General features: G+C 61.2%; 10 protein-coding genes. 5 read left to right on the plus strand and 5 right to left on the minus strand.

Going from position 1 to position 12,127, the window contains the following annotated elements; all coding sequences use genetic code 11:
• Positions 1 to 5: 5 nt before the first annotated feature.
• Positions 6 to 923, plus strand: a complete 918-nt coding sequence (locus AB7813_RS22985) for an amino acid ABC transporter substrate-binding protein (RefSeq protein ID WP_441228470.1) — start codon at positions 6 to 8, stop codon at positions 921 to 923.
• A 151-nt stretch (positions 924 to 1,074) separates the two neighbouring features.
• Here AB7813_RS22985 and AB7813_RS22990 read toward each other — a convergent pair whose 3' ends face one another.
• Positions 1,075 to 2,394 carry a bifunctional folylpolyglutamate synthase/dihydrofolate synthase gene (locus AB7813_RS22990; RefSeq protein WP_441228471.1) on the minus strand — a complete coding sequence of 440 codons (1,320 nt, stop codon included), beginning with the start codon at positions 2,392 to 2,394 and terminating at the stop codon, positions 1,075 to 1,077.
• A complete protein-coding gene (locus AB7813_RS22995; RefSeq protein WP_441228472.1) occupies positions 2,387 to 3,394 on the minus strand; it encodes an ATP-grasp domain-containing protein in 1,008 nt (335 codons plus the stop codon). The genes AB7813_RS22990 and AB7813_RS22995 overlap by 8 nt, the downstream gene beginning before the upstream one ends.
• Positions 3,395 to 3,768: 374 nt before the next feature.
• Here AB7813_RS22995 and AB7813_RS23000 point away from each other — a divergent pair, with 374 nt between their 5' ends.
• Entirely contained in the window at positions 3,769 to 4,542 is a 774-nt protein-coding gene (locus tag AB7813_RS23000; protein ID WP_089266309.1) for a ferredoxin--NADP reductase, read from the plus strand.
• A gap of 212 nt (positions 4,543 to 4,754) precedes the next feature.
• The gene (locus tag AB7813_RS23005) at positions 4,755 to 6,395 is read left to right on the plus strand and encodes an FMN-binding glutamate synthase family protein (RefSeq protein WP_184513108.1); all 1,641 of its coding nucleotides are present in this window, start codon (positions 4,755 to 4,757) and stop codon (positions 6,393 to 6,395) included.
• A 115-nt stretch (positions 6,396 to 6,510) separates the two neighbouring features.
• On the opposite strand, the gene AB7813_RS23010 is transcribed toward AB7813_RS23005, so the two are convergent.
• From AB7813_RS23010 to AB7813_RS23020, 3 genes are all read right to left on the minus strand, one after another.
• Positions 6,511 to 8,496 carry a carbohydrate porin gene (locus AB7813_RS23010; RefSeq protein ID WP_441228473.1) on the minus strand — a complete coding sequence of 662 codons (1,986 nt, stop codon included), beginning with the start codon at positions 8,494 to 8,496 and terminating at the stop codon, positions 6,511 to 6,513.
• 411 nt (positions 8,497 to 8,907) lie between these two features.
• The gene (locus AB7813_RS23015; protein ID WP_068733822.1) at positions 8,908 to 9,168 is read right to left on the minus strand and encodes a hypothetical protein; all 261 of its coding nucleotides are present in this window, start codon (positions 9,166 to 9,168) and stop codon (positions 8,908 to 8,910) included.
• 191 nt (positions 9,169 to 9,359) lie between these two features.
• Positions 9,360 to 10,181 carry a creatininase family protein gene (locus tag AB7813_RS23020; protein WP_184513109.1) on the minus strand — a complete coding sequence of 274 codons (822 nt, stop codon included), beginning with the start codon at positions 10,179 to 10,181 and terminating at the stop codon, positions 9,360 to 9,362.
• An 88-nt stretch (positions 10,182 to 10,269) separates the two neighbouring features.
• Here AB7813_RS23020 and AB7813_RS23025 point away from each other — a divergent pair, with 88 nt between their 5' ends.
• Positions 10,270 to 11,292, plus strand: coding sequence for an ABC transporter substrate-binding protein (locus AB7813_RS23025; RefSeq protein WP_309947968.1), 1,023 nt, complete (start codon positions 10,270 to 10,272; stop codon positions 11,290 to 11,292).
• Positions 11,293 to 11,300: 8 nt separating this feature from the next.
• Positions 11,301 to 12,107: an ABC transporter ATP-binding protein gene (locus tag AB7813_RS23030; RefSeq protein WP_184513111.1), complete on the plus strand. Its 807-nt coding sequence runs from the start codon at positions 11,301 to 11,303 to the stop codon at positions 12,105 to 12,107.
• Positions 12,108 to 12,127: the final 20 nt, after the last annotated feature.

Consider the following 12,127-nt stretch of genomic DNA (forward strand, 5'->3'; position numbering starts at 1 on the left):
GCGTGATGCGCTACTATCTGACCGGTTCGATCACCGGGCTTCTGGCAGCTTTGCTGCTGGCGACGAGTGCGCAGGCGCAAGCGCCCGCGGAAGGGCTTAGCCCGACGCTGGCGGCGATCAAGAAGGCGCATGTGGTCAAGCTCGGCTACCGCGAGAGCTCGCCGCCATTCTCGTTTCTCGACCAGGCCGGCCGGCCGATCGGCTACAGTCTCGAACTCTGCGAGGCCATCGTCGAGGATATCGGCATCGAGGTCGACGATCCCCAGCTCAAGATCGAATATGTAAAAGTAACGTCGGACGATCGCATTCCCGCCGTGGTCGACGGCAAGATCGATCTCGAATGCGGCTCGACCACGGCCAATGCCGAACGGCGCAAGCAGGTCGCGTTCTCGCCGCTGATGTTCGTCGCCGGCACCAAGCTGATGGTGCCGAAAACCACCACGGGTACCGCGCCGACCGACTTCAAGGGCAAGACCATCGTCGTCACCAAAGGCACCACCAACGAACAGGCGATGCATGCGGTCGACAAGAAGTTCAATCTCGGCCTCAACATCGTGGTCTCGCCCGATCACGAGCAGAGCTACCAGATGCTGGTCGACGGCAAGGCCGATGCCTTCGCGACCGACGATATCCTGCTGTCGGGCCTGATCGCGCGGCACAAGTCGCAGGACAGATTTCGCGTCGTCGGCGATTACCTGTCCTATGATCCCTACGGCATCATGTTCCGCAAGGGTGAGCCGCAGCTTGCGGCTGTCGTTGAGCGTGCGTTTCGACGGCTAGGTTCAAACCGCGACCTGATCCCGCTCTACAACAAATGGTTCGTCGCGCGCCTGCCGACCGGCGAGCGCATGGGTGTCTCGATCTCGCCGCAGCTGGAAGAGAGCTTCAAGGTGCTGGACGATTCAGCGGGCGGGACGAATTAGCCACACACTGTCATTCCGGGGCGCGGGCAGCGCCAGCTGCACGCGAACCCGGAATCCCGGTGTGTTTGGCTCTCCGGAGACTCCCATGTCGAGATTCCGGGTTCGCGTCCGGCAAGTGCCGGCCACGCCCCGGAATGACGAGTGTGGAACTTTAAAAAAACTGTAGATCCTGCGCCTTGTCGCCGCGCAGCACCGTGGCATATTCGATCGCCGCGAACAGTCCGCCCGCCACATAGATCTTGCGCGGCACGGCGCGCGCCAGTTGCTGGCTGAGGCGCACAGCGTCTTCCATGGCATTGGCCACATGAATGCGCGCCGCCGGATGAGCCTTGCGCGCCGCAGCGCCGACCACGCGCGCGTCGGCGCCCTTGTGATAAGCGCGGGTGCACACGATCGTATCGAAGACGGGCGCGAGATGCTTGGCGATATCATCGACGTTCTTGTCGCCGGAGACGCCGAGCACCAGCAACCAGTTGTCGTCGCCATGGATGGCGCGAAGGCTCTTCAGGGCCTGTGCGACGCCATCGGGCGTATGGCCGACATCGATGACGGTCAGGGGATCGCGCTGAACGATTTCGAGCCGTCCTGGCCATCTGGTATCGCGCAGCCCGGTCCGGACCGCGAGATCGATGGCGCTGGTGGTCGCATCCGGATGCATGCGCTGCATCCAGAGAATGAACAGCGCAGCCGCAATGGCAGCATTGTTGAGCTGGAACTCGCCGGCCAGCATGAGTTCGAGCGCGCGCAGATCGAATGCGCCCAGCCGGCAGTTGAAGGCCTGGGCCTTGGCCGATGCAAAGACGTTGCTGATCGTGATCTCGTCGCCGATATGCAGGCCGGTGACGTTGCGGTTGCGATTGTACTCGGCGAGATTGCCGCGCATGGGCAGGCAGTTCTCACCGTAGACGACGGTGCCGCCCGAGATACAGGCATCGCTCTTGTCGCAGGCGATCAGCTCCAGCGAGTTGCCGAGCAGGTTGACGTGTTCGAGATCGACCGAGGTGACGCAGGTGATGTCGGCGCCGACCAGCCGAACCGGATCGTAGCGTCCGCCGATGCCCGCCTCGAACACGGCGAATTCGCATTCGGTCTCCTGGAAATACAGGCAGGCCAGTGCGAACTGCGCCTCGAATGCGCCAAAGACCTCATCCAGTGTGTGCTGCTTGAGATCGGCGATGGCGGTGGCGACACGCAGGACGAGGGCTTCCAGCAACTCGTCATCGACGGGTACGCCGTCGACCTGGAAGCGCTCGTTGAAGCGATAGAGATGCGGCGAGGTGAACAGCCCGGTCCGCAGGCCGAAGGCGCGGCCGATGCTGGCGCAGAATGCCGCCGTGCTGCCTTTGCCGTTCGAGCCGGCGACGACGACGGAATGTTTGCGCAGCCTGATACGGTCGATGGACAGCGCGTCGAGCAGCATCGCCAGCCGGGCGAGGCATAGGCCGTCGCCATATTTGGGCAGGTTAAACATCGAGCAGGCCGATCGCCGTGAATGTATGCCGCCAGATGCGCAGGATCAGATCCTCGCGGCCGCTGTCTTCGAGAAAGCGGATCGACGGATTGGCATTGACCTCGATCACGCGCAAGGCGGCAGCATCTCCGTCGATATCCGTAAACAGGTCGACCGCGCCAGCGCGCAGGCCGAGCGCCTTGGCGGCCTGCAGCGCCATCGCAAAGGCAACAGTTTCGTTGCCCGGCGCCGCAAAGCTCATGCTGCCGCCTGCACTGCGATTCATCCGGCCGGGAATCGCGCGCCGCTCGCCGTATGGCAGCACGCGATCGAGGGAGGTGTCGTCGGGACCTGTGGCGGCCGACGAAATCCCGTGGCGGTCCAGCGCGGACGTCTCCGCGGCGATCAATTGCCTGAGCGTCGCCTTGCCGTCGCCGGTCACAAAGGGCGACGTCTTCTGCGCGCAATACACGACCTCGTCGTCGAGGATGAAGACGCGATACTCTTGGCCGGTATAGATGCGCTGCATCAGGATCGCGTCATAATACTGCGCGACCTGCTTGAGATAGGCCATGAGCGCGTCGCCGCCCACGACAATCTCCGCAAAGTCGCCGCGCGATCCCATCAGCGGCTTGATGAAGGCCCGGTCGCCGAGTTCGGCGAAATGCCAGACGGCGTCGGCATGTTCGTGGCCGGGCGGGCGATGGGCGCGATAACGCTCATGCAGGAAGAAGTATTTCCCGCCCAAAGTCGGGACGCCGGCGCGCTCCATCAGCACATTGGCGAAATACTTGTCATTCGCCAGCGTCGCAGCCGTGGCGTTGTTCTGCGGAAAGAACGAGCCGCGTCCGGCGCCGAAGGATGCGCTCCGGCCATTGCGGCCGACGGTGAAGATCAGGCCCGTTCCGCCATCCACCTCGGCGAATTCCAGCCCGAACTGGCGGCAAGCGTATTCGGCATAGATCGACTGGTCGGGATAGGATGGGGGCTTTCCGGCCCGGATGTCGCGAAGGGATGTCATCAAGGACCAGGCCGACGATTGAACGAAAAGCCGCCTGCGACGACTTTAACGAGGTGGCCGGAAACTACCGGATCGGGATCACGCGATCCAGCCGGATACCATTAACGGTGTCCGGCAAGAAACTGAACGAAACCTCCCATATCGGGTAATTTAATGTTGCGGCCAGATGGGCTGCTGCTGCATGGGTAACCTGCTTTGGAAATTAATCGACCGCCTCCCTCAGTCCGCAATTGCACTTCATGGCTACTTTGACTAATTGTCATTCGCAGCTGCGAGAACCAAAATTAGCCAATAGCCGCAATGGTTTCTCGGCATCGTGACGCGGCAAACAATGGACTTGTTCTAAAAAAGCCCGCACTGGAAAATCAAATCTCATGAGCGCCTTTCACAGAGAGAAAGTTCTTTCTGTCCAGCATTGGACCGATACACTTTTCAGCTTCAAAGCCACCCGCGACACCTCCTTCCGCTTTCAGAACGGCCAGTTCGCCATGATCGGCCTCGAGGTCGATGGCAAGCCGCTGCTGCGCGCCTATTCGATGGCCAGCGCGAACCACGAAGAAGAGCTGGAATTCTTCAGCATCAAGGTGCCGGATGGTCCGCTGACCTCGCGCCTGCAGAAGATCAAGGAAGGCGACACCATCCTGGTCGGCCGTAAGGCCGTCGGCACGCTGATCACCGACAATCTTTTGCCCGGTAAACGCCTGCTGATGCTCTCCACCGGCACCGGCCTCGCGCCGTTCGCCAGCCTGATCAAGGACCCGGACGTCTATGAGCGCTACGAGCATGTGGTGCTCGTGCATGGCTGCCGTCAGGTTTCCGAACTCGCTTACGGCGAGCGCCTGGTCGCCAAGCTGGCCGAGGACGAGCTGTTCGGCGAACTGATGAAGGACAAGTTCACCTATTACCCGACGGTCACTCGCGAGCCGTTCCGCAACCGCGGCCGGATCACGGACCTGATCGCGTCGTCGCAGCTGTTCAACGACATCGGCCAGGGCCCGCTTTCGATCGAGACCGACCGCATCATGCTGTGCGGCAGCCCGAGCATGCTCGAAGATCTCAAGATCATGTTCGAAGAGCGCGATTTCATCGAAGGCAGCGGCTCGAAGCCGGGCCACTTCGTGATCGAGAAGGCGTTCGTCGAGCGCTAAGGCAGCCCGAGACCATCAAAATTCACTGCACTGCAAAACCCGCGCTCCGGCGCGGGTTTTGTCGTCTGGGTCCCTCGCTTTTTGCAACGATTCATTGAGCGTGGCCCGATAGATTGGGCATTCTGGCGCGATGCTCTGCGGCAACGCGCTTGTGATGTTTGCATCATCGGGTCTGTGTAACGCTAGCGCCATTCATGTCAGGCAGGATTTTTATGGAAACGTTGATGCTTCCCCTCTCGCCGCGCTTCATCGTTTTGACGATCTGCGGCGCCGCCACCTTGCTGCTGGTCGGCATAGGCATTCACGATCCCAAGGTCATCCCTCTCGTTGTCATCCCGGTCATCGTCTTCGGCGGCCTGACCGTGCTTGGCATTCACGACGTGCTCCAGAAGGACCACGCGGTTCTGCGCAACTATCCGATCTCGGCGCATATCCGCTTCCTGCTCGAAGAAATCCGTCCGGAGATGCGGCAGTATTTCTTCGAGAGCGAAAAGGATGGCATGCCGTTCAGCCGCGACACCCGCGCGGTGGTCTATCAGCGTGCCAAGATGGTGCTCGACAAACGTCCCTTCGGCACCCAGAAGAATGTCTACGAAGAGGGCTATGAGTGGATGCACCATTCGGTCGCGCCGCGGCCGCATGCGACTGAGCAGTTCCGCATCACCATCGGCGGCCCGGATTGCCTCAAGCCTTATTCGGCTTCGGTACTGAACATCTCGGCTATGAGCTTTGGTGCACTCAGCCCCAATGCGATCCGCGCGCTGAATGCTGGCGCCAAGCGTGGTGAATTCGCGCATGACACTGGAGAAGGCGGCGTCAGTCCGTATCATCAGGAGAACGGCGGCGACCTGATCTGGGAGGTCGGCTCCGGCTATTTTGGTTGCCGCACGCGTGATGGCAACTTCGATCCCGACGCCTTCGCGAAGCTTGCCGTCAACGATCAGATCAAGATGGTCGAGCTCAAGATCAGCCAGGGCGCAAAGCCGGGCCACGGTGGCGTGTTGCCGGCGGCAAAAGTGTCGGAAGAAATCTCGCGCATCCGCGGCGTCGCCATGGGTGAGGACTGTATCTCGCCGGCCTATCATAAGGCGTTTTCAACACCGATCGAGATGATGGAGTTCATCGACAAGATGCGCCGTCTATCCGGCGGTAAGCCCGCCGGCTTCAAGCTGTGCATCGGTCATCCCTGGGAATTCCTCGCGATCTGCAAGGCGATGCTGCAGACCGGCATCTATCCGGATTTCATCGTGATCGATGGCAATGAAGGCGGCACGGGCGCGGCGCCGCTGGAGTTCATGGATCATCTGGGCATGCCGATGCGCGAGGGCGTCAACTTCGTGCACAATGCGCTGATCGGCATCGGCGCGCGTGACCGCATCAAGATTGGCGCCTCCGGCAAGATCGCGACGGCCTTCGATATCGCCCGCGCGATGGCGCTCGGCGCGGACTGGTGCAATTCGGCGCGCGGCTTCATGTTCGCACTGGGCTGCATCCAGTCACTGAGCTGCCACACCGATCGTTGCCCAACCGGCGTCACGACGCAGGACCCCACGCGCAACCGCGCGCTGGCCGTGCCACAGAAGACCGATCGCGTTTACAACTATCACGAGGCGACGTTGCATGCGCTGGCTGAGCTGATTGCGGCGGCCGGGCTCGCTCATCCGCAGGATATTCGCCCGATCCATTTCTCGCATCGCGCCTCCAGCACCGACGTCCTGTCTTTCACGCGGATGTATCCGGCGCTGCGCCACAACGAGCTGGTCGATGGCACCGGCGACAAGCGCTTTCGCGATGCATGGGAAATGGCGCAAGCGGGCTCGTTCCTGCCAGCAGCTCTGGAACGTTCGGCCTAGATCTCTCCTCCGTCATTGCGAAAAGCGAGCGACGCGGCAATCCAGTCTTTACCTACTACCAAGGAAGACTGGATTGCTTCGCTGCGCTCGCAATGACGGCGCAGCAGGTCCGAGATCAGAACTCGCCGTGCAATCGGCCTGAGAAGATCGAGACCGGCCCGCGATCCTTGTTATAGGCAGGGTTCGCAATCAGCTGGTAGTCGGCCGTGAGGGTGAAGTTCTTGTCGATGGCATAGGCATAATAGGTTTCGAGGATGCGCTCGGTGCCGTAATTTAGCCGTCCGTCGCCGATCAGCAATCCGTTGCCGCCAGCGGCGAGGAAGTCGCGATGCGCAGCGGACAGGCCGTTGATCGCGCCTCCAAGGCCGATCGTGTCATTGGCGCGACCCCAATGGCTGCCCTTAATCGACACGCCGGCAGAGACGCTGCGGTCGATATCGGTGAAGGACAGGATCTCGTTCTGGCCATCGTTCCAGCTGACGCGCCCGAAGATGCCGACGTCGGTGGCAACCTGCTGCTCACCGTTGACGTAGAAACCGTATTTGTCGCTGGCGCGGCGGATCGAGGACATCACGTCGTTGATATCCAGCGTGGGATCATTGGTCTCGATCGCCAGTGCGCCGCGATAGCTGCCGGTATTGCCGCGATTGATGAAGGCACCGACGCGCAACTTGCCGGGCTGGTCGAAGATCTGGTGACGCTCCTCGAATTCGACGACCGCGCCGCCAGTCTTGAACGTCAGGACGTCGTTGTTAGGCTGTGCCGGCACCTGAAACAGGCCGGCTCGGATCGCCCAGTCCTTGCGGTTCAGTTCAACGATGGCGCCGCGGGTGAAGCCCGGCAGGTCGGCTGGAAAGTCGTAAGCGGCCGATGACCACATTGCCCAGTTCATGAAGTCGGCGCGCGGATCCTTGGCGTAGGAATTGCCATCGAAGAAATCACCCACCGCGAAGCGTCCGACCGTGAGCGTGATGCGGTCGATGTCGCGCTTGCCTGCCAATTGATTGGCGGCGTCGGGGACGTCTTCCTGCTCGCCGCCCAGGCCAAGCGTCTGGCGGAAGTAATAGCGCTGCATCCGAAAGCGCGGAAACGGCGCGCCGCCCTTTTGCGCCTCGCCATTGGGGAAGCCGGCGAGGCCGAGCGTGGAGTTGAGGCCGAAGCCCTGCGCCAGCTCGGGATTGAGATAGAGCTCACCGCCCTGCCACAGTCGCCAGCCGAGGAACGCCGTCGTCGTAAAGGTCTCGCGCCCTTGGCCGCCGCCAGGAAGGCTGTTGGTGCCTTCATAGGGCGAGCGAATCCGCGGATAGGCGGATGCGATGAAAGTGGTCTGGGCGTGAACGTTCCAGTCTGTCGATTCCGGCAGCACAGTCTTGCCGGTGATGGGAGCTGACGGCAACCATGGCGGCGTGTCCCACAGCCGATAATTCAAGCCGACTTTGACGGTGTGAATATTCGGATCAACGCTCACATTCGGCAGTCCGGCATTGCCGAGGTCATAGGTCTGCCGCATCAAATCGAGATAGGCGTATTCGGCCTTCGCGGTCCAGTTGCCACCAACGGCAAATTCGACGCCTGCGCCCGCGGTCCAGCCGAAATGATCGCGACTCGCGGAGGCGATGAGATCGCCGTCGGCATTGTTGAGATTGAGTTTGGTGCGTCCCCACGCTACGCCGCCGGTGACGTAAGGCATCAGCGCGCCGAAGGCGTAGCCGATGCGGCCGCGTGCGGTTGCAAAATAGTCGAAGGTCGTATGGAAAGGCGCCGGCATCAACCGCGCTGCGTCCTGCGGACTGCTGAACGTGGCGTCGGCCTCGAAGCCCAGCACGACGTTGTTGCTGAGCTGCCTGTTGTAGCCGATCTGGTAGCCGCCGATCAGGCCAGTCGGCGAAGGCGGCAGGAAAACGCCCTGCGCGGGCAGCGGATTGCTGCCGGGACCAAAGCTGCCGCCGCCATAGCCGATGTGACCGCCGAGATAAAACCCGGTCCAGTCGTAAACCAGGCGGGGCGCTTTCAGCGCCATGCCGGGCGAAATATCGGCCGCGATCGCAGAGCCATCGAACGCCAATGCGCCCAGCGCAAAACCGGCCAAAACGCGCTTCACGACAATGCTCGTGATCGGTCGGGGTACTTCATGCGGCCGTCGTTTCTCGCTTTAGGTCGCCGCCGATCATGCGACGAACCGTTTGATATTCCACAAAAATAGTCGATTCGCCCATAACGTTGGGGGTATCGAGGGTCGTCGTGAGACAAAACGAAACAGAATGAGCAACCCGTCGACTCCACGACTATAATTGCAACTAATTCGCAATAGCAAGAAGCAACTGGAGAAGCATGTTTCAGTGGCAGCCGATCATGACGGTTGGATAACAGCAGCTGGCCGGCACGGCTCGAAAGGCATTTGGCGAGCGCAAAAAAATGACCCGCTCGGGGGGACAACCGAGCGGGTCTGGTGCGACACGGGGTGGATGAGGCGCCCGTGTCGGACGCAAATCCACGTCAGTCGATCAAGAGATTAGTAGTTGCAGGTCCGGACGCGGCCGACATAGTTGCCGTAGCCGTCATACTGGCGGACCCAACCGCAGCGATATCCGTAACCGTAGTAGCCGTTATTGGCGGCAATGGCGCTACCGACGACTGCGGCGCCGACAACACCGGCAGCGATGCCGAAGCCGATGCCCGGGCCCTTGGCCTGAGCCTGCTGGGACGATGCCATGGTGCCGGCAGCAGTGAGAGCAACGAGAGCGAAAGCGGCAATCTTGGACTTGATCGACATGGGATAACTCCATCCTGTTGAAGTGCAGCCATCGTGGCCTGCATGCCAATCAGTCGGAGCCCAAACGGATCGGGTTCGAGACCCGGTCGAACTATTTGGTTTCAGGCAAATTCTTTTGGTTTCAGGATTGTGTCGTCATCCGCGCGGAATATGTCGTCGCGTGAATCGCGCAATCCGCGGTTAACCACATCTCACGCGCCGGCATCCGGTTCGCGATCAAACGCTGTCACGTCGAAGCGATGCATGTCCGCGAGCAATTCGCAGAATGCTTTTGCGCCGTGCGCCAGCAGCTTCTCGCCCTTGTCGGCTGATGCCTGCGTGGCATCGCCGATGGCGCCGCTGGGATGGAGGTCTTCGGCCTGCCACGCGAATGGCGCGGGCCGGTTTGCGGACAGCCAGCGATAGTTCTTTTCCATCGCAATCGCCGACGATGCGTAATTTGCGATCTTGTCGTTCCGCACATGCTGCGGATAGCGCGCCAGCATGATCGATGTTTCCACGGCGCCGCCATGAATCCCGTGACGCAATTCGTCGTCCGAGAACAATCCATCCGGTGTGCCGAAGCGGTTCCATCCGGTAGTGGCGACCAGCATGCCGTATTCGGCGCGCAGGTCCTGCGCCGCGAGCGTCATTGCTGCACTGTTGCCGCCGTGGCTAGTGACGATCACGAGTTTCTGAACGCCGGCGCGCGCGACGCTTTCGCCGATCGCAGTCCAGGTCTGCAATGCGATCTCTGTCGGCAGAGTCAGCGTACCGGGAAAGGCGAGGTGCTCGGTTGAAATGCCCACAGGTTGAAGCGGCAGGAACGTCGCCGGAATATCGGCAGGCAGCAGGCGCTGGACCTCTGCAAGATAAGCCTCCGCAATCATGATGTCCGTGCCGAGAGGCAGATGCGGTCCGTGCTGCTCGGTCGCGGCGAGCGGCAGCACTGCAATCCAGGAGGCCGGATCGCTCTGGGCGATGTCGGGCCAGTGAATGGCAGTCCAGTCGCGGGGCGGCATGTTGGCAGTCATCGAGGTGCGTTTCTTTGGTCAATTTTGCAGGGTAGTCTGGCAGCAGATTGCTTCCTATCATGGGCCATAACGGTCGACGGAGTCCAATATGAGCCCGATATCCCTGCTGCGCGCGTTAACCATTGGCGCACTGGCCGTAATGGCCGCGCAGTCGCCCGCCACAGCGGAAACCAGGCTCGACAAGGTCAGTTTCGGCACCAACTGGGTGGCCGAGGCTGAACATGGCGGCTTCTTCCAGGCGGTCGCGGACGGCACCTACAAGAATTACGGCCTCGACGTCACCATCGTGCCGGGCGGCCCGAACGTGAACAACCGCATCCTGTTGATCTCGGGCAAGCTCGACTTCTTCATGAGCGCGAACACGCTGCAATCCTTCGATGCCGTCGCCAATAATGTGCCGGTGGTCGCTGTCGCCGCGATCTTCCAGAAGGACCCGCAGGTCTTTCTGGCGCATCCCAATCCCAAGGTGACCAAGCTCGAAGACCTCAAGCCGATGACGCTGCTGATCTCGAAAGAGGGCGTCGCCGGCTATTTCCAATGGATGCGATCCGAGCTTGGCTTCAGCGCGTCCAAGGTCAAGCCTTACACCTACAATGCGCAGCCCTTCATCGTCGACAAGAACAGCGCGATGCAGGGCTATGTCACGTCCGAGCCGTTCGTGGTCGAGAAGCAGGCCAATTTCAAGCCGACCGTGATGCTGCTCGCGGATTACGGTTTCGATGGCTATTCGACATTGATCGAAACGCGCCGCGAATGGGTCGACAGGAAGCCGGACCTTGTCCAGCGTTTCGTCGATGCCTCGATGATTGGCTGGTACAACTATCTCTATGGCGACAACAAAGCCGCTAATGAGGTCATCAAGAAGCTCAACCCGGAAATGACCGATGACCTGCTGGCCTATTCCATCGCCAAGATGAAGGAATACGGCATCGTCGACTCAGGTGACACGCTGAAAGACGGTATCGGCGCCATGAGCGAAGCGCGTGTTGCCAGCTTCTTCGACAAGATGTCACGCGCAGGCGTGGTCAAGCGCGACATCGACTATCGCAAGGCCTATACGCTACAGTTCATCAACAAGGGTGTCGGTCTCGATCTCCGGCCGAAGAAGTAGCCCGGCAGATGGTCGAACCTGCCTTGTCGTCGAGCGATGCCCCCACCGCCGTCCGCCTGCGCGGCGTCGCGAAGGTCTATGACAACGGCACCGTGGCGCTGGGGCCGCTTGATCTCGATATCCGCAAGGGCGAATTCGTCTCGCTGTTGGGCTCGTCCGGCTGCGGAAAATCTACTGCATTACGTCTGATAGCCGGCCTGATCGCGCCGTCAGCGGGCACTTTAGATGTCGCTGCGCAGAGCAGCGGTCACGCCATTGGCTTCGTGTTCCAGGAGCCGACGCTGATGCCATGGAGCACGATCCGGGAGAATGTGCGACTGCCGCTGAAGCTGGCACATATGCCGGATGCGCAGTCGACGGTGCGGGTGGATGAGGTGCTCGCACAGGTCGGTCTCGCGGACTTTGCCGAAGCCTATCCGCGCGAATTGTCGGGTGGCATGAAGATGCGGGCGTCGCTGGCCCGCGCGCTGGTGACCGAGCCGGATATCCTGCTGATGGACGAGCCGTTTGCGGCGCTCGACGAGATCACGCGCTTCCGGCTCAACAACGACCTGCTGGCGCTATGGCGCGAACTCGGCAAGACCGTCATCTTCGTCACCCATTCGGTGTTCGAGTCGGTCTATCTGTCTCAGCGCGTTGTGGTGATGACCTCGCGACCTGGTCGCGTCAGCGCCGAATGCCGTATCGAATCCGCCGAACCGCGCGACGACGCGTTTCGCACCTCGATGGCTTATGCCGGCTATTGCCGCGATGTTTCGCAAGCACTGATGGCGGCCAGTGACGCGGCATTCAACGAGACAAAGGCGCGGGCATGAAAGGGCTGGAGCCACTGCCC

This window comes from Tardiphaga sp. 20_F10_N6_6, assembly GCF_052076045.1.
GTDB lineage: Bacteria > Pseudomonadota > Alphaproteobacteria > Rhizobiales > Xanthobacteraceae > Tardiphaga > Tardiphaga robiniae.